Genomic DNA, 17,189 nt, shown 5'->3' with positions numbered 1-17,189 from the left:
GCACGACCCGAACAGGAGCCAGACCATGGACATTCGCCCCCTGACCAAGGAATTCGCAGTCTCGCCGCAGATCGACGCCGACCATATCAGGGAAATCGCCGGTGCGGGATTTCAATCGATCCTCTGCAATCGTCCGGATGGCGAGGAGCCGGGCCAGCCCGAGTTCGATGCGATCGAGGCCGCCGCCCGGGCCGAAGGGCTCGAGGTGCGCTGCGTGCCGATCACTTCGGGCATGATCACGCCCGACGCCCTGGCCGCGTTCGATCAGGCTCTCAAGGAATTGCCGAAGCCGATCCTCGCCTACTGCCGCAGCGGGACGCGATGCACCATGCTCTGGGCGGCGGTCGAACATGGCCGGCGCGAAGATGACGAGATCATCGCCCGCGCAGGCAAGGCCGGCTATGACGTCGGCCCGCTGGTGCGCCAGATGCAGGCACGATGACCCGCTGGATCGCACTGATCCCGGAAATTCCAGGAACGGCTGGCTATCTGCTCGACGGCGCCCGCATCGAGCGGCAGGCCAGTGCCCGGACCGAAGACGCCGTTCGTGCCGATCTCGGCGATGCGCCGCGGATGTTACGGCTGGGCGACGGCCCGCCCGATCGCCTGCCCACCGCCATCCTGCCGCAAGGCACAAGCGGCCTGCCGGCGCTGGAACAGGTCGCGCCCCCAGACATCATCGGCGCATCGGTCCGCCTCTGGATCGCCGGCGCACTGGCAAGCCGCCCGCACTGGGACGGGGTGATCTGCGCGACGCAAGGCGACGTGACCCACTGGATCCACATCAGCGCGGACGAGGCGGTCAGCGCCCAGACGGTCCTGACCCCGCGCCTCGTGACCGCGCTCGGCGGCGCCGCTTCGGTGGATGCCGATGCGCTGGCCGACACGCTCAGCCGCCCCGAACGCCTCGCCGCGCACCTGCGGCAGGCCGAAATCGCCGGGGACCACGCCGCGCTGACGGGGCACCTTCTGGGGGCGGAACTGGCGGCGACGCGGCCTTACTGGCTGGGGCAGGAGGTTCTTGTCATCAGCGCCACACCGGCCCCGCACATGACCGCGCTCGAGGCTCAGAGCGTTCCCGCGACCGCACTGGACCCGGCCGAGCTTGTCGGGCAGGGTCTTGCTGCGCTCGGCAAGGCAATGGGGCTGTCCGAGGGCTAGGCGGGTTCCGCACGTGCGCCGCTCCGGTGCCGGTACGGCCCGAAGACGGCCGCCAGCGCCAGGATCACGCCCGAGACCGTGGCGATCATCCCCGCCGCACTGACCGCGTCGTCGAAGCCAAGCCACAGGGGCCCGTAGCCTGCCAGCACATACCCCAGGATTGCCGACAGCACCGCGAACAGGACCGACCACGCCACCTGTGCCTCCAGCCCGTTCGTCATCATGCGGGCGGCAGCAGGCGGGCAGATGAACATCGCGATCACGATGATCGAGCCGACCGCATCGAACGCCGCCACCGCCGCGATGGCGGCCACCACGACCAGTCCCAGCCCGATCGCGCCCACGGGCAGACCCGTCGTGCGGGCGAATCCCTCGTCGAAGGTCGACAGCTTCAGCGGCCGCCAGAACACCCAGGTCAGCACCGTGACGAACGCCAGCGTCAATGCCATGCGCGGCAACTCCGGCGGAAGGCCCCGCAACGCCGCCATGTCCAGCAGCGAGCCCCAACCGCGGGCATCCAGCCAGATCAGGCTTTCCAGGTTGCCGTAAAGCGCGTGTTCCACATCCAGATGCACCGACGAGGTGTCGGACTGTTCCAGCAACAACACGCCGCCTGCGAACATCGCGGTAAAGACCACGCCCATCGCGGCGCCCGGCTCGATGCCACCCAGCCGGCGTATCGCCTCGATCAGGGCCACAGCCACAAGCGAGGCGGCCCCCGCCCCCAGCATCATCGGCCATGCCGCCACCACGCCGGTCAGCAGGAACGCAACGACGATCCCCGGCAGGACGACATGACTGATCGCGTCGCCGATCAACGCCTGCCGCCGCAGCAACAGGAAGTTGCCGGGAATGGCGCAGGCCACCGCCGCGCAAATCCCGATCAGCATCGGCGGCAGGGACAGGACAACGAATTCCTCACCCATCACGACACCCCTTTCGGGCGCAGCCCGCTGTCCAGCGCGGCCAATTGGTCGGGCGTCAGCACGTCGTCAAGCGGCGTCAACCCGTCGTAGCTCGCCGCCGCCTCCTCGTGCGCCGGGTCCGAGCGCAGCACCTGCCAACGTCGCTCGTCCCTCAGCGCCCGCGCGGCTTCGATCCGGCCAAGGTCGGTTGCCACACCATCCGCCCGGATCAGCCCGCGCCGCCGCATCAGCCGCAGCGTCAGCCCCTCGTAGATCGGTTGCGCCTGCGCCAGCGCCAGCAGGCCCTGCCGCACATGCACCCGCGCCCGAAAGCGCCGGTGCCGCAGCAACGCGGCCATCACCCCCCGGTTGGGCGCGGCGAACAGCGACAGGGTGAACAGGCCGAAGGCCACCAGCACGATGATAGGCCCGGTTGGCAGCGCCGGCGCGGTCGCGGACAGCGCCGCGCCGATATAACCCGACGCGCCGCCGATCAGGCCCGCAAGGATCACCACCTGCCCCACCCTGTCGCTCCAGAATCGTGCCGCAACGGCCGGGATGATCAGCAAGGCGACGATCAGGATCAGCCCCACGATCTTTAGCCCCACGACAGTGATCGCCAGCGCCAGCCCCATCATCGCCAGTTCGATCCGGGGCACGTTCATGCCCGCACCCGCAGCGAACTCCCGATCGAAGGCCACCATGGTCATCGGCCGGCGCAACAGCACGACCAGCAACAGCACGACGGCGCCACCGGCCGCGATCACCACCGCGTCCTGCAACAGCATCCCGGCGGTCGAGCCCAGCAGAAAGCTCTCCAGCCCCGCCTGCCGCCCGGCGGTCATCGACTGGATCACGGTCAGCAGGACGATCCCGAAACCGAAGAATACCGAAAGCACCGCACCGATGGCCGCATCCTCGGACAGGCGCGTGCGGTTGGTCAGGCCACTGACGCATAAAAGGCCCACCGCCGCCGACAGGGCCGACCCGGCCAGCAGCCCCGGCAGGGCCCGCCCGTCGCCACCCAGCGCCACCATCACCACGAAAGCCAGCGCAACCCCCGGCAGGGTCGCATGGCTGATCGCATCGCTGACCAACGCGCGTTTGCCCAGGAACAGGAACGTCCCCGTTGCCCCCGCCGCCATGCCAAGCAAGGCGGCACCCAGCGTCACCAGCGTGGCGTTGTATCCCAGCTGAAGTGTCAGCGCCTCCCACACCATCGCGCCTTAACCCAAGGCCCCCATCTGCGCCGCGGCAAGCCGCCCGCCATAGGCCTCCTGCAGGTTGGTACGGGTGAACGCCTCGGACACAGGCCCTTCGGCCACCTTGCTGGTGTTGATGACGAAGACGCGGTCGAAATAGTCCGGCACGGTGGACAGGTCGTGATGCACCGCGACCACCGTCCTGCCCTGATCGCGCAACGCTTTCAGGACCGAAATGATCGCCGTTTCCGTCGCCGCATCGACCCCCGCAAAAGGCTCGTCCAACAGGTATAGGTCGGCATCCTGCGCCAGCGCCCGGGCCAGGAACACGCGTTGCTGCTGCCCGCCCGACAACTGGCCGATCTGCCGGTCGGCGAACCCGTCCATGCCGACCCGCTCAAGACAGTGCAGCGCGGTGCGCATGTGCTCTGTCCGCACCCGGCCCAACAGCCCAAGCTGCCGGTATTGGCCCATCATCACCACGTCCAGCACCCGGGTCGGGAAATCCCAGTCCACGCTTGCGCGCTGGGGCACGTAGGCGATGCGGTCCCGCATTTTGTCCAGCGGCGCGCCCCAGGCCGTGACCCGCCCGGACAAGGGCGTCACGATCCCCAGCGCGGCCTTGAGCATCGTCGACTTGCCGGCCCCGTTCGGGCCGACGATGGCGGTCATGACCCCCGGCTGAAACGTCGCGTCGACAGAGAACACCGCCGGCTTTTCGCCGTAGGATACCGTCAGCCCGCGCACGGCCAAAGGGCTGGCCTCCAGCAGGGCGCGGTCTTCGGTCCCGGTTTCCGGGGTGACAAGTTCCATGCCCGACGCCTCAGCTTCCTGCCGCCAGCTTGCCCTGCATGCCGCGCTCCGGCACCGCGCCGCCAAGCGCGCTGGCAATGGTGGTGACGTTATGGTCGATCATCCCGATATAGGTGCCTTCATACGTGCCCGGTTCGCCCATCGCGTCCGAGAAGAGCTCGCCACCGATCAGCACCTCGTGGCCCTGCGCCGCCGCACCCTCGACCAACGCCCGCACATTGCGGTCGCTGACCGATGTCTCGACGAAGACAGCGCCGATCCCGCGATCGACCAGCATGTCCGCCAACGTCCTGATCCGGTTCAGGCCGGCCTCCGATTCGGTCGAGATACCCTGGATGCCGACGACCTCGAAATCGTAGGCCTTGCCGAAATAGCCAAAGGCGTCATGCGCGCTCAAGAGCACCCGCGCAGGCTCGGGCACGCTGGCCAGCACGGTCCTGGCATAGGTGCCGAGGGCGCGAAGGTCCTCGAGGTACGTGGCCGTGTTCTCGGCAAACGCCGCTTCGTGGTCCGGAGCCGCCCTGCTCAGAACGTCACGCACGCCTGTCACCACATGACTCCACAGTTCCGGAACCATCCATACATGCGGATCGAACTTGTCCGCATAGTCCTCGTGCGCGATCCGCATTTCCGGCGGCACGCTTTCGCCCACCGGCACTGCCGTACCACGCTCGCCCAGCTTCAGAAGGAACTCCTCCATTTGGGCCTCGAGGTACAAACCATGCCACAGCACCACGTCGGCCCGGATCGCCGCCTGGATGTCGGTGCGGGTCTGGCGATAGGAATGCGGGTCCACGCCGGGCCCCATCAGCGCCCTGACCTCTACATGCTCCCCGCCCACGCGTCGCGCGGCATCGGCGATCATCCCGGTCGTGGCCACCACCGACAACCGTGCGTCCTGAGCCCGCAGCGGCGCTGCGGCCAAGGCCGCGGCAGACAAGGACGTGATCAGCAAATCTCGGCGAGACAATCGCATCGCGGAAAGCTCCTCTTGCAGGCTTCTTAAAATGAATATGCAATTCATTCTCAAAAAGTCAATTCATCGCCCGACTTTTCGTGTCAGACCATGCCGAACCGGCATGGCGGAACCGTCTGAAAGGACCGAAGCAAGCGCCGTCGTAATCGGAAAGCGCGAAAATTCTTTCTGTAAGTGTGACACTTCGCACGGTAAGAGCGAACTGAAAGTCTTTTCTGACGGTGACAAAAGGCAAGGCGACATGATCACACCAGTGCTTTTGTGCGGCGGCTCCGGGACGCGACTTTGGCCGCTCAGCCGAAAATCCTACCCCAAGCAGTTTGCGCCGATCTGGGGCCAGGAAACCCTTTTTCAACGAACAGCGCAGCGTCTGTCGGGGCCGGATTACGCCGCTCCTCTGGTGGTCACCGCCTCGGATTTCCGCTTCATCGTCGCGGAACAATTGCAGGGCGTCGGTATCGACCCTGGCACGATCATGCTCGAACCCGAGGGTCGCAACACCGCCCCGGCCATCCTTGCCGCCGCGCTTCTCGTGTCTCGAACCGATCCTGACGGCCTGATGCTCGTCGCGCCCTGCGATCACGCGTTCAACGACTCCGACGCATTTCGCGCCGCCGTGCAAGCCGGCCTCCCGGCCGCGCTCAAAGGTGATCTGGTCACCTTCGGCATCACGCCCAGCTACGCCGAAACCGGCTACGGCTACCTCCGGCTCGCCGAGGAGCCGGACGGAACCAATCCCGTTGCACTCTCGCGCTTTGTCGAGAAACCCGACGCCGCCCGTGCGGCCGAGATGGTGGCGGACGGCCGTCACCTCTGGAACGGCGGAATCTTCCTGTTCCGCGCCAGCGATATCCTGGCCGCCTTCGCTGCCAGCGCGCCGAACCTGTTAGAACCCGTCCGCGCGGCGCTTGAGGGCGCAATGCCCGACCTGGGCTTCCTGCGGCTTGCGCCCGAGCCCTGGGCGCGTGCCGAGGATATCTCGATCGACTTCGCGGTCATGGAACGGTCCGAGAACCTGTCGGTGGTGCCTCTTTCGCATGGCTGGTCGGATCTTGGCGGCTGGGACGCGATCTGGCGTGAAAGCGAAAAGGATGATCGCGGCGTTGCCACCAGTGGCTCCGCCACCGCGCTGGAATGCGAGAATACACTCCTGCGCTCTGAATCCGACCGGCTCGAACTGGTGGGAATCGGCCTCAAGGATATCGTGGCCGTCGCCATGCCCGATGCGGTTCTGGTGGCCCACGCCTCGCAGGCGCAGGAGGTGAAGAAAGCCGTCGACGCGCTCAAGAAGAAGTCCGCGGTGCAAGCAACGCAGTTTCCCAAGGACCACCGCCCGTGGGGTTGGTTCGAAAGCCTCGCCATCGGTGAACGCTTCCAGGTCAAGCGCATCCTCGTGCATCTCGGCGCGGCGCTCAGCCTGCAAAGCCACAACCACCGCTCCGAACACTGGGTCGTGGTTCAGGGCACGGCCAAGGTGACGATCGACGGCAACGAAGACTTGATCACCGAAAACCAGTCCGTCTACATCCCGCTTGGCGCGGTGCACCGGATGGAAAACCCCGGCAAGGTGCCAATGGTCCTCATCGAGGTCCAGACCGGCAGTTACCTGGGCGAAGATGACATTATCCGGTACGAGGACGTATACGCCCGCTCATGACCCAACCCGCTCGGGCGCAAGGATTCTCCGGGCAGCGTCTGTCTTGTCTGGCTGCAAAGCGGGCCTCGTGACAAGGCCCCTGTCGGCTGATACTACCGGCGCGACGTCGACCGGAGACACCCTTTGAACATCACCGAAACTGCCTTACCGGGCGTATTGCTGCTCGAGCCACCCCGTTTCGGCGACGCGCGCGGGTTCTTCAGCGAGAGCTGGAACCGCAAGACGCTCGCGGCACACGGCATTCGAATCGACTTTGTCCAGGACAACCACTCGCTTTCGGCTCAGACCGATACGGTGCGCGGCCTGCATTTTCAGTCGCCCCCCCACGCGCAGGCCAAGCTGGTACGCTGCGGGCGCGGCCGGCTCTTCGATGTGGCCGTGGACATCCGCAAGGGCAGCCCCACCTACGGCCAGTGGGTCGGCTACGACCTGAGTTTCGAGAACGGGCTTCAGCTTCTGGTGCCCGAGGGCTTCCTGCACGGGTTCGCCACCCGCGAGCCGGACACCGAGATCGTCTACAAATGCAGCGATTACTATGCGCCCGAATGCGATGGCGCGGTCCTGTTCGATGATCCCGATATCGGCATCGACTGGAACCTTTCCGGAGACGCGATCCTGTCCGACAAGGACGCGGCCGCGCCACGTCTGGCCGAATTCGACAGCCCCTTCATCTGGGAGGGCCCTGAATGAAGCTGCTTGTGACCGGCGGCGCCGGGTTCATCGGCTCGGCTGTGGTGCGCCTGGCCATCGCACGCGGGCACGCGGTGGTAAACCTCGATGCGCTGACCTATGCCGCGTGTCTGGAAAATGTGGCAACCGTCGCGTCCGACCCCGGCTACAGTTTTGTAAAGGCCGATATCCGCGACCGGAAGGCGCTTGACCAGGCTCTGGCCGATCATCGGCCGGACGCCATCATGCATCTCGCCGCTGAATCCCATGTCGACCGCTCCATCGACGGTCCCGGCGCCTTCATCGACACCAACGTCATGGGCACGTACACCCTGCTGGAAGCCTGCCGCGCCTACTGGGAGGCACGGGGCCGCCCCGAAACCTTACGCTTCCACCACATCTCGACGGACGAGGTCTTCGGCTCGCTGGGGCCCACCGGAAAGTTCACCGAAACCACACCCTACGACCCGCGCTCGCCCTACTCGGCATCCAAAGCGGCCTCGGACCACCTCGTGCGCGCCTGGCACGAAACCTACGGGCTGCCGGTGGTGCTCACCAACTGCTCGAACAATTACGGACCCTACCATTTTCCGGAAAAACTGATCCCGGTGATTATCCTCAACGCGCTTGAGGGTCAGCCGCTGCCGATCTACGGCGACGGCTCCAACGTGCGCGACTGGCTCTATGTCGACGATCACGCCGATGCCCTGCTGACCGTGCTGCAAAACGGCGCGGTGGGCGAAAGCTACAACATCGGCGGCGAGAACGAGCGCACGAACCTCGAACTGGTCCGCACGCTCTGCGCCATTCTCGACGGCAAACGCCCAAAGAAAAGCGGCTCCTATGCCGATCAGATCACCTTTGTGACCGACCGGCCCGGTCATGACGCGCGCTATGCCATAGATTCCACCCGCATCAGGAAGGAACTGGGCTGGCGTCCTTCCGTTACGGTCGAAGAGGGGCTGGAACGGACCGTTCAATGGTATCTCGATAACGAAGCATGGTGGCGCGCGTTACAGGGCCGGCAGGGTGTCGGCGAACGCCTTGGGGTCGCGAAATGAACGCGTTCCGCGGCCGGGCTGGATCTGCAATCTGCGACGCCATGAAACAGGACACATGAAGATTCTCGTATTTGGAACCAACGGCCAGGTCGCGACCGAACTGCGGCGCGCGGCCCCCGACGCGTTTTTCCTGGGTCGGGATCAGGCCGACCTCTCCGATCCGGACACCTGTAGCGCCGCGATCCTTGCGCATCGCCCGGACGTGATCATCAACGCCGCGGCCTATACCGCGGTCGACCGCGCCGAGGAAGAAGAGGCATTGGCCCATACGATCAACGGCACCGCCCCGCGCCGCATGGCCGAGGCGGCGGCCCAGCTGGGTGTCCCCTTCGTGCACATCTCGACCGACTATGTTTTCGACGGCTCCGGCAATCGCCCCTGGTTGCCGTCGGACACGCCTGCTCCGCAAAACGCCTATGGCCGCACCAAGCTGGCGGGCGAGGATGCGGTGCGCGCCGCCGGCGGCATCCACGCCATCCTGCGCACATCGTGGGTGGTGTCAGCGCACGGGTCGAACTTCGTCAAGACGATGCTCCGCCTGGGGGCCGAGCGCGAGGCGCTGACCATCGTCGCTGACCAGGTCGGCGGGCCAACCCCGGCACGCGATATCGCCGCCGCTTGCCTTCGCATCGCACAAGTGTTGCGCACCGATCCGTCGGCCTCCGGCACCTATCACTTCTCCGGTGCGCCGGATGTCAGCTGGGCCGAATTCGCCCGTGCAATCTTTGAGACCGCTGGACTTGATTGCAAAGTGACTGGCATCCCGACCACCGACTATCCCACGCCCGCCGCCCGGCCATTGAATTCCCGGCTCGATTGCAGCACAACCAAGGACGCATTCGATCTGCCCCGCCCCGACTGGCGTATCGGGTTGCAGGATATCCTGAAAACCCTCATGGAGGCCCGAGATGTGCGCAATGCAGGAACACGAACGTGACGAAACGTAAAGGCATCATCCTCGCCGGCGGCTCCGGTACGCGGCTTCTCCCCATCACGATGGGGGTCTCGAAACAGCTGCTGCCGGTCTACGACAAACCGATGATCTATTACCCGCTTTCGGTGCTGATGCTGGCCGGCATCCGCGAGATTGCGGTGATCACCACCCCCGAAGACAAGGCCCAGTTCCAGCGCACGCTGGGCGACGGCGCTCAATGGGGTCTTGCTCTGACCTATATCGAGCAACCCTCGCCGGACGGGCTTGCCCAGGCCTATGTCCTGTCCGAAAATTTCCTCGACGGCGCGCCCTCGGCAATGGTGCTGGGCGACAACATCTTTTTCGGCCACGGTCTGCCCGATCAACTGGCCGAGGCCAGCGCGCAGGAAACCGGCGGCACCGTCTTCGGGTACCGCGTCGCCGATCCCGAACGGTACGGTGTGGTCGATTTCGCCCCCGACGGCACGGTAAAGACCATCATCGAAAAGCCTGCCAGGCCTCCCTCGAACTATGCCATCACCGGCCTGTATTTCCTTGACGGCACCGCGCCGGAACGCGCGGCCCGGGTGAAGCCGTCCGAACGCGGCGAGCTGGAAATCACCTCGCTTCTGGACATGTATCTCGCCGAGGGTCTGCTGAACGTTCAGCAAATGGGCCGCGGCTATGCCTGGCTCGACACCGGAACCTACGGCTCGCTTCTGGATGCGGGCAACTTCGTGCGCACGTTGTCCGAACGGCAGGGCCAGCAGGTCGGTTGTCCCGAAGAAATCGCCTTTGAGAAAGGCTGGATCAGCAAGGGCCAGCTTGCAGCCCGCGCCAAGCTTTTCAAAAAGACCACCTACGGCACCTACCTCAGAAGACTGGTGTAGGCTCGCACAAAAAAAGCCCCCGCCGTCAGGGGCGGGGGCAAGGTGAGTGCCGTGTGTCAGGCCACAGGCACCGGCGGTGTTCTTGAATTCTGGGAAACTTCTAGTTGGCGCGATCGGCCATCTCGGCCCGGATCTGTTGCCGGAACACGTCGATCGAGACCGGCTTGCCCTCGCGCTTGATGCACCAGTAGGTCCAGCCGTTGCAGCTGGGCGCGCCCTCAAGCGCCGCACCGACCTGGTGGATCGAGCCCTTGACGTCATCGCCCACCAGCGTGCCATCGGCGCGCAGCTTGGCCTTGTGACGCCCGTTCATGCTCAACAGTTCCTCGCCCGGGCGCAGCATACCGCGCTCGATCAACTGCCCGAACGGCACGCGCGGCTCGGCGCGCTTGCTGGTGCTGACCTGCAACGCCTCGCGGTCGTACTTGCGCACCGAAGCCAGCCGTTTCTCGGCCACCTTGCGATAGGCTTCCTCGCGCTCGATCCCGATGAACTCGCGCCCCAGCATCTTCGCCACGGCGCCGGTGGTACCCGTGCCGAAGAACGGGTCCAGCACCACATCGCCGGGATTGGTCGTGCCCAGCAGCACCCGGTGCAACAGGCTCTCGGGCTTCTGCGTCGGATGCGCCTTGTCGCCCTGCTCGCCCTTCAGGCGTTCATGCCCGGTGCAGATCGGCAGCACCCAGTCGCTGCGCATCTGGATGCCCTCGTTCAGCGATTTCAGCGCCTCGTAGTTGAACGTGTATTTCGCCGCCTCGTCGCGGCTGGCCCAGATCAGCGTCTCATGCGCGTTGGTCAGCCGCTTGCCCCGGAAATTCGGCATCGGGTTCGACTTGCGCCACACCACGTCGTTCAGGATCCAGAAGCCCGCATCCTGCAACGCCGCGCCGACCCGGAAGATGTTGTGATAGGATCCGATCACCCAGATCGCACCATTGGGCTTCAGCAGCCGCCGCGCAGCCTTCAGCCAGTCGCGTGTGAAGCGGTCGTAGACCTCGAAACTGGCGAACTGGTCCCACGCGTCGTCGACCGCGTCCACCTGGCTGTTGTCCGGCCGGTGCAGGTCACCGCGCAGTTGCAGGTTGTAAGGGGGTCGGCAAAGATCAGGTCGACGCTGCCTTCCGGCAGGCCGTTCATGACCTCGATACAATCGCCACCAAGGACAGTATTCAACGGGAGCGTTTGCACGCCCTTCTTGGTCTTTGTCGTCATCTTTTCTGCCTCTGTCCCGGCGCCTTGTTGTGCGCTCTGGTCGTTGAGGCCAAGGATGAGTCAAAGCGGATTCGCGGTCAATTTCTTTTTTGAATCAGTCGGTTATGTTTTTCTCTTGATACAATATATTGTGGACCGGCCGGAACGAACGTCTATGGTGTGGGGTCACACCAAGATTTTGCAAAGCCGCCATGTGGCTTTTTGATCCATAGCCCACGTTGGTCTCCCAGCCATAGCCGGGATACTGTTGCGCCAAATCCCACATGATGCGGTCGCGCCTTGTTTTGGCCACAATCGAGGCCGCCGAAATCGACAGGCAGAGCGCGTCGCCCTTGATGATCGCGCGCCCTTCGCACGGCATCTCGCGCGGCAGAAGGTGGCCATCGACCAGCGCCAGGCAGGGCGGGCGCGACAGCCCCGCCAGCGCCCGCGTCATCGCCAGTTGCGCCGCCCGAAGGATGTTGATCTCGTCGATCTCCTCGACGCTGGCATGTCCCACCGAAACCTCTGCCACCTCCAGGATCGCATCGTGCAGCGCCGCGCGCCGCTTCGCCGTCAGCATCTTGGAATCATTCAGCCCGTCGGGAATGCGCCCCGGCGCCAGAATCACCGCCGCCGCCGTCACCGGCCCGGCCAGAGGGCCGCGCCCGGCCTCGTCCACCCCGGCCACATGCAACGCGCCAGCGGCCAGCGCTTCGGTCTCGAACTGAAAATGGGGTCCATGCACGGTCATGCTCATGGACCCCTAATAATAGCGTTCTCATGGAAGGAAAAGAAGGGAGGCGCCCGAAGGATGCATTGAACCGCGCGCCTCCCTTCACTGCTCGACCGGTCCTCGCGGCCTTATTTCCGGTATTTGTCGCTTCTGCGGTCGTAGAACCCGTAACGCTCGAGACAGTGGCTGTCGTAAACCACGTCACGCCGGCCGTGCCCGCGTGTCTCCACGGCGCAGCGATGCGGCAGCGCGTTGAACCGCGGATAGTTGTTCAGCAGGCAATGCCGCCCATATCCGCGCAGCACGCCGCCCCGGACCTGCACATCGCGGCGGCACTGCTGCGGCAGGGCAAAATGCTGGCCGTGACGCCCCCGATTGGAATAGCCGTCATGCCCGCGCCGGTGACCGCGCTTGTCGTACCGGTCATGCCCGCGGCGATGGCCGTTGTAGAATCGCGGCCCGTGTCCGCCGTGATGGCGCGTCACCGCGCTGTCGTCGCGGCGCTGGTCGGCGATGGCCGCACCGATCAGCCCCAGGGCGACCGCCCCGGCGACCCATTTGGCGACATCCCTGTCGGTGGCCTGCGCCGGTGCCGATGTCATCCCGGTCACGGCCAGCGCCGCGGCCAGTATCAGCGATATGAACTTGCGATGTGTCATGTCAGGTCCTTTCTCCGTGTTGAGCCTGGATCGGTCCCCGACACCGGAAACGACGTCACCGTGCCGGCCCGGGTCAGGCGATGCACCAAGGATGGGTCCACCCCGCCAGGACAGGCAATATCGCCCGCCTGTTATCCGATAACACGGCGCAAAAGGCCGTTTCCGCCGACCGGATATTGAATAGCGGCGGGGATACGCGCATCTTGGCGCAATGAAACGCACACTCCTCCCCCTCGTCGTGACGCTCGGCCTGGCCGCCGCCACGACCGGCGCCGCCCAGGCCGCCTGCTATGCAGAGTACAAGGCCAAGCGCGACACCCCGTTCGAGCTGATCTACGAGGTCGCGCAGGTCAGCGGGCCCTGCACCGTCGCCAACGCCACCGCCGAGCTGAGCGCCCGCCTTGCCAGCCAGGGCCTGACCTTGCTCAAGGTCCTCTCGGTCCGCGAAGGCTAGGGCAGGAGACCGGGGCACGTGCAGGATTTCGAGACCACCATCACCGACACCCGCCGGTCCGGCAACCGGATCGTGGTCTTCGGCGTCGTGGCCATCGTCACGATCCTTGTCGCCGCCGCCGTCCTGCTGGTGCTCACCCTGCCCGACGCCAACGCCTTCAACGACAAGGTCGCCCGGATCTTCGCCGAGAACGATGCGCTCACATCGGATGCCGAGATCAAGCTGCTGGAGATCCTCGCCCTCTCCGGCACCGCCTTCTCGGAAACGTTGGGCAGCTACCGGATGCTGATCCTCGTGCTGCTGATCTTCGCCACAGCCCTCCTGGTGGCGGCGTTGGTGTTCCTCGTGATGCTCGTCGGCATGAACCGCCGTCTCGCGCAGATCGAACATTCCGGCATACAGGTCAGTTCGCTGCTCATCAGCCGCGAGGAAAACGCCGTCTATCTCAACAACATGGGCTTCAAGCTCACCGATGCGGCCATGGAAACCCTCGCCGTTCTGGCCGAGGCGCGGATGGACGACGACGTGCTCTCGGGCGCCGAGATCGAGGCGGTGATCTCCGGCCGCTCCGCCGAAGATTGCGAAGAGGCCGCCGGCGCCACCCGCATCAAGCGCCTGCGCGACACGCTGGGCAACCAGATGGTCTCGGAACTGCTGGTCAAGAACATCGCCCGCCGCGGCTACATGCTCGCGATCGACAAGAACGTCATCCGCGTGATCTGACCACCCCGCTTCTTTCGCCACCCCCGAACGCCCCGCGCGGCGCCCGACCGAACCCGCGCGCGACGCCCTCGGGCGCGCGCCACCGGGCGTTGTGGAACTCCCGCCCTTCCCTCGCGTTAGGATATTCAATAGCAACAAAAAAACGTCCAGGGGGACAGTCATATGGATACGTGGGTTGACCGGCTGGGCCTGAAGACCGATCCGGTGATTTTCTTCGTATCCGCGATCTTTACCCTCGTATTCGTTCTTGCGCTGGTCATCGCTCCCGAACCCATCGGCAACGCCTTCGCCGCCGGACGCGCCTGGATCGTCTCTAACCTCGGCTGGTTCTTCATTCTCGGAGTGAACCTCTGGCTCGGCTTCCTCGTGTGGACCGCCATGAGCCGTCACGGTCATATCCGCCTCGGCCCGCGCGGCTCGCGCCCCGATTATACCAACCTTTCTTGGTTCACGATGCTCTTCGCCGGCGGCATCGGCACCGTTCTGATGTTCTGGGGCGTCGCCGAACCCATGAGCCATTTCGCCACGCCGCCGCTGCCGGGGGTCGAGCCCTATTCCGAAGAAGCAGCCCAGGACGCGATATCCATCGCGATCTATCACCTCGGCCTGCACACCTGGACGATCTTCACCCTTCCCGGCCTCGCTTTCGCCTATTTCATCAACCGCTACGACCTGCCCGTGCGTGTCAGTTCGGTCTTCTATCCCCTGCTCAAGGACCGGATCTATGGCCCATGGGGCCAGGCGATCGACATCGCCGCCGTTCTGGGCACGCTGTTCGGCGTCGCGGTCTCACTGGGCCTCGGCTCGTCGCAGATCGCCGCCGGTCTCGAGGCTCTGTTCGGCTGGGAAGACGGCGTCATGCTCAAGGTCGTGATCCTCGCGACACTCACGGCGGTCGCCGTGGGTTCCATCGTCGCGGGCCTCGACAAGGGCGTAAAGCTTCTGTCCAACATCAACATCGGCATGGCCGTGGGCCTGATGATCTTCGTTCTGATCTGCGGCTCGACGCTCTTTTTGCTGCGCGGCATGGTCGAAACCGTCGGCCTCTACCTTGGCAACCTGCCGCGCCTCGCGTTCTGGAACGACATGCTGTCCGAGATCGGCCCCGAGTCCGACGGCTGGGGCTGGCAGGGCAGCTGGACCGTCTTCTACTGGGCCTGGACGGTAACATGGTCGCCCTTCATCGGCCTTTTCGTCGCCCGCATCTCGCGCGGGCGCACGATCCGCGAATTCGTCTTCGGCGTTCTTCTGGCGCCCTCGCTGTTCACGCTGGTCTGGTTTTCGATCTTCGGCTGGCAGGCGATGGAGATCGACGGCATCGGCGCCGCCGCCCGCGACGCCCTGGGCGCGCAGGCCGGCGTATTGAGCGACGCAGTGGCCGAGTCCGTGCCGCTCGCCATGTTCGCCTTCTTCGAGAACTTCCCCTTTGCCGACCTCGTTCAGGGCATCGCCGTGGTGGTGGTGGCGATCTTCTTCGCCACCTCGTCGGACTCCGCCTCGCTGGTCGTCGACATGCTCTGCACCGGTTCGCCAGAGCCCGGACCGACAAGGCAGCGCGTCTTCTGGGGCGTGTCCGAAGGGCTGGTGGCCGCGATGCTGATCGTGCTCGCGGGCGACGCCGGGCTCACAGCTCTGCAACAGGTCATCACCGTTGTTGGCCTGCCGATCTTCTGCCTCGTGTTTCTGATGATACCCGCGCTGATCCTCGGCTTCCGCAACGAGGAAATCGACCATATCTCGATCGGCAAACGCCCGGGATTGTCCAAATTCTGACGCATGCACCGGTCCGCATCCCATGTCGTTCGGCGTCAGATTTTCCGATAGAGCGGCGAAACATCATCTTTTGGCCGTGAAGGCAACGCCTCCTGACGCACCGGCAGGTCGAACGCACGACGAATCCCATCCAGGGACCGACATTTCGGGGCAAAGTCTGGCGACCCCGGCAGGATTCGAACCTGCAACCTGCCCCTTAGGAGGGGGCTGCTCTATCCAGTTGAGCCACGGGGCCGCGTGACGCCTCCATAGCGTCTCTCCGCGCGCTTGTCAGCCTCCAAGCGTCCAGTTGCGCGGCCCCTCGTGATTGCGGTAACATCTGCGCAACGCTTCCCATCGGACACCCCACTTGACCAAGCACGACACACGCCCCCTGACCCTGCGCGACGTTTCCGAGGCCTCCGGCGTGTCCGAGATGACCGTCAGCCGCGTGCTGCGCAACCGGGGCGATGTCTCGCAGGCCACCCGCGAACGCGTCCTCGCCGCCGCCAAGGCGCTGGGCTACGTGCCCAACAAGATTGCCGGCGCCCTTGCCAGCCAGCGGGTGAACCTGGTGGCCGTCATCATTCCGTCCATGTCCAACATGGTCTTTCCGGAGGTCATGACCGGCATCTCCGAGGCGCTCGACGAGACCGAGCTGCAACCCGTCGTCGGCGTCACCGGCTACCGCCCCGAGAAAGAGGAAAAGGTCCTCTACGAGATGCTCTCGTGGCGCCCCTCCGGCGTGATCATAGCGGGCATGGAGCATTCCGACGCCGCGCGCGCCATGCTCCGCGCCTCCGGCATCCCGGTGGTCGAGATCATGGACGTGGACGGCACCGCGATCGACTCCGTGGTCGGCATCTCGCACCGCCGCGCCGGGTCGCATATGGCAAAGGCGATCATCAAGGCCGGCTACCGGCGCATCGCCTTTCTTGGCACCAAGATGCCCCTCGACCACCGCGCCCGCAAACGCTTCGAGGGGTTCACCGAGACCCTCGCCAAGGCCGGGATCGAGATCGAGGACCACGAGTTCTACTCCGGCGGTTCGGCGCTCAAGAAGGGTCGCGAGATGACCCGCGACGTGCTGTCCCGGAGCCCTGATCTCGACTTCATCTATTATTCCAACGACCTGATCGGCGCGGGCGGCCTGCTTTACCTCACCGAGCAAGGCATCGACATTCCCGGCCAGGTGGGCCTTGCCGGCTTCAACGGCGTCGATCTGATCAAGGGCCTGCCGCGCGAACTGGCGACGATGGAGTCCTGCCGCCAGGAAATCGGCCGCCGCGCTGCAGAACTGATCGTGGCCCGCGCCACCGGTGCCGACAGCGCGGCGGGGCCGTCCCGGATCGTTCTGGAACCCACCCTCACCTACGGTGACACCCTGCGCCGCATCTAGGGTCAGTCGTTTAGGGCTCCGTTGCCTC

At 65.3% G+C, this 17,189-nt stretch carries 17 protein-coding genes, 1 tRNA gene and 1 pseudogene; 11 read left to right on the top strand and 8 right to left on the bottom strand.

Going from position 1 to position 17,189, the window contains the following annotated elements; all coding sequences use genetic code 11:
- Positions 1–25 precede the first annotated feature (25 nt).
- Positions 26–442, top strand: a complete 417-nt coding sequence (locus ACSQ76_RS02030) for a TIGR01244 family sulfur transferase (protein WP_437155255.1) — start codon at positions 26–28, stop codon at positions 440–442.
- Complete coding sequence (locus tag ACSQ76_RS02025; protein ID WP_437155254.1) at positions 439–1,161, top strand: 2-dehydro-3-deoxygalactonokinase; 723 nt, start codon at positions 439–441, stop codon at positions 1,159–1,161. The genes ACSQ76_RS02030 and ACSQ76_RS02025 overlap by 4 nt, the downstream gene beginning before the upstream one ends.
- Here the strand turns inward: ACSQ76_RS02025 and ACSQ76_RS02020 are convergent.
- Genes ACSQ76_RS02020 through ACSQ76_RS02005 form a run of 4 tightly spaced genes read right to left on the bottom strand, consistent with a single transcriptional unit; the run spans position 1,158 to position 5,057 of the window.
- The gene (locus ACSQ76_RS02020) at positions 1,158–2,090 is read right to left on the bottom strand and encodes a metal ABC transporter permease (RefSeq protein WP_437155253.1); all 933 of its coding nucleotides are present in this window, start codon (positions 2,088–2,090) and stop codon (positions 1,158–1,160) included. The genes ACSQ76_RS02025 and ACSQ76_RS02020 overlap by 4 nt on opposite strands.
- The gene (locus ACSQ76_RS02015) at positions 2,087–3,286 is read right to left on the bottom strand and encodes a metal ABC transporter permease (protein ID WP_437155252.1); all 1,200 of its coding nucleotides are present in this window, start codon (positions 3,284–3,286) and stop codon (positions 2,087–2,089) included. Before ACSQ76_RS02015 ends, ACSQ76_RS02020 begins: the two co-directional genes overlap by 4 nt.
- Before the next feature lie 6 nt (positions 3,287–3,292).
- Positions 3,293–4,081 carry a metal ABC transporter ATP-binding protein gene (locus ACSQ76_RS02010; protein WP_306129814.1) on the bottom strand — a complete coding sequence of 263 codons (789 nt, stop codon included), beginning with the start codon at positions 4,079–4,081 and terminating at the stop codon, positions 3,293–3,295.
- 10 nt (positions 4,082–4,091) lie between these two features.
- Positions 4,092–5,057, bottom strand: coding sequence for a metal ABC transporter solute-binding protein, Zn/Mn family (locus ACSQ76_RS02005; RefSeq protein ID WP_437155251.1), 966 nt, complete (start codon positions 5,055–5,057; stop codon positions 4,092–4,094).
- 241 nt (positions 5,058–5,298) lie between these two features.
- Here ACSQ76_RS02005 and ACSQ76_RS02000 point away from each other — a divergent pair, with 241 nt between their 5' ends.
- From ACSQ76_RS02000 to rfbA, 5 genes are all read left to right on the top strand, one after another.
- Entirely contained in the window at positions 5,299–6,714 is a 1,416-nt protein-coding gene (locus tag ACSQ76_RS02000; RefSeq protein WP_437155250.1) for a mannose-1-phosphate guanylyltransferase/mannose-6-phosphate isomerase, read from the top strand.
- Positions 6,715–6,837: 123 nt separating this feature from the next.
- Positions 6,838–7,404 carry a dTDP-4-dehydrorhamnose 3,5-epimerase gene (rfbC, locus tag ACSQ76_RS01995; RefSeq protein ID WP_437155249.1) on the top strand — a complete coding sequence of 189 codons (567 nt, stop codon included), beginning with the start codon at positions 6,838–6,840 and terminating at the stop codon, positions 7,402–7,404.
- On the top strand, positions 7,401–8,444 hold the full coding sequence (gene rfbB / locus ACSQ76_RS01990) for a dTDP-glucose 4,6-dehydratase (protein WP_437155248.1): 1,044 nt from the start codon (positions 7,401–7,403) through the stop codon (positions 8,442–8,444). The genes rfbC and rfbB overlap by 4 nt, the downstream gene beginning before the upstream one ends.
- A 55-nt stretch (positions 8,445–8,499) precedes the next feature.
- Complete coding sequence (gene rfbD, locus ACSQ76_RS01985) at positions 8,500–9,381, top strand: dTDP-4-dehydrorhamnose reductase (RefSeq protein ID WP_437155247.1); 882 nt, start codon at positions 8,500–8,502, stop codon at positions 9,379–9,381.
- Positions 9,378–10,247 carry a glucose-1-phosphate thymidylyltransferase RfbA gene (gene rfbA, locus ACSQ76_RS01980; RefSeq protein ID WP_437155246.1) on the top strand — a complete coding sequence of 290 codons (870 nt, stop codon included), beginning with the start codon at positions 9,378–9,380 and terminating at the stop codon, positions 10,245–10,247. Before rfbD ends, rfbA begins: the two co-directional genes overlap by 4 nt.
- A 100-nt stretch (positions 10,248–10,347) precedes the next feature.
- Here the strand turns inward: rfbA and ACSQ76_RS01975 are convergent.
- The 3 genes and pseudogenes from ACSQ76_RS01975 to ACSQ76_RS01965 form a co-directional block, all read right to left on the bottom strand.
- Positions 10,348–11,459, bottom strand: a pseudogene (locus ACSQ76_RS01975) (site-specific DNA-methyltransferase).
- A gap of 94 nt (positions 11,460–11,553) precedes the next feature.
- Positions 11,554–12,192 carry a ribonuclease HII gene (locus ACSQ76_RS01970; protein WP_306129858.1) on the bottom strand — a complete coding sequence of 213 codons (639 nt, stop codon included), beginning with the start codon at positions 12,190–12,192 and terminating at the stop codon, positions 11,554–11,556.
- Positions 12,193–12,302: 110 nt separating this feature from the next.
- Positions 12,303–12,833: a hypothetical protein gene (locus ACSQ76_RS01965; protein ID WP_437155245.1), complete on the bottom strand. Its 531-nt coding sequence runs from the start codon at positions 12,831–12,833 to the stop codon at positions 12,303–12,305.
- Between the two features lie 211 nt (positions 12,834–13,044).
- Between ACSQ76_RS01965 and ACSQ76_RS01960 the strand changes: the two genes are divergently transcribed.
- The 3 genes from ACSQ76_RS01960 to ACSQ76_RS01950 all read left to right on the top strand — a co-directional run bounded on the left by ACSQ76_RS01960 (position 13,045) and on the right by ACSQ76_RS01950 (position 15,783).
- Positions 13,045–13,287 (top strand): hypothetical protein, encoded by a 243-nt coding sequence (locus ACSQ76_RS01960; protein ID WP_306129823.1) that lies wholly within the window; start codon positions 13,045–13,047, stop codon positions 13,285–13,287.
- An 18-nt stretch (positions 13,288–13,305) separates the two neighbouring features.
- On the top strand, positions 13,306–14,010 hold the full coding sequence (locus tag ACSQ76_RS01955) for a winged helix-turn-helix domain-containing protein (RefSeq protein WP_437155244.1): 705 nt from the start codon (positions 13,306–13,308) through the stop codon (positions 14,008–14,010).
- 162 nt (positions 14,011–14,172) lie between these two features.
- On the top strand, positions 14,173–15,783 hold the full coding sequence (locus ACSQ76_RS01950) for a BCCT family transporter (RefSeq protein WP_437155243.1): 1,611 nt from the start codon (positions 14,173–14,175) through the stop codon (positions 15,781–15,783).
- Between the two features lie 158 nt (positions 15,784–15,941).
- On the opposite strand, the gene ACSQ76_RS01945 is transcribed toward ACSQ76_RS01950, so the two are convergent.
- Positions 15,942–16,018 (bottom strand) — tRNA-Arg (locus ACSQ76_RS01945).
- Between the two features lie 114 nt (positions 16,019–16,132).
- On the opposite strand from ACSQ76_RS01945, the gene ACSQ76_RS01940 reads away from it, so the two are divergent.
- Positions 16,133–17,161, top strand: a complete 1,029-nt coding sequence (locus ACSQ76_RS01940; protein WP_437155242.1) for a LacI family DNA-binding transcriptional regulator — start codon at positions 16,133–16,135, stop codon at positions 17,159–17,161.
- Positions 17,162–17,189 lie beyond the last annotated feature (28 nt).

This window comes from Roseovarius sp. B08 (genome assembly GCF_051417955.1).
Lineage (GTDB): Bacteria > Pseudomonadota > Alphaproteobacteria > Rhodobacterales > Rhodobacteraceae > Roseovarius.
The sequence above is the reverse complement of the archived record's forward strand: the minus strand, read 5'-3'. Positions and strand labels throughout refer to the sequence as shown.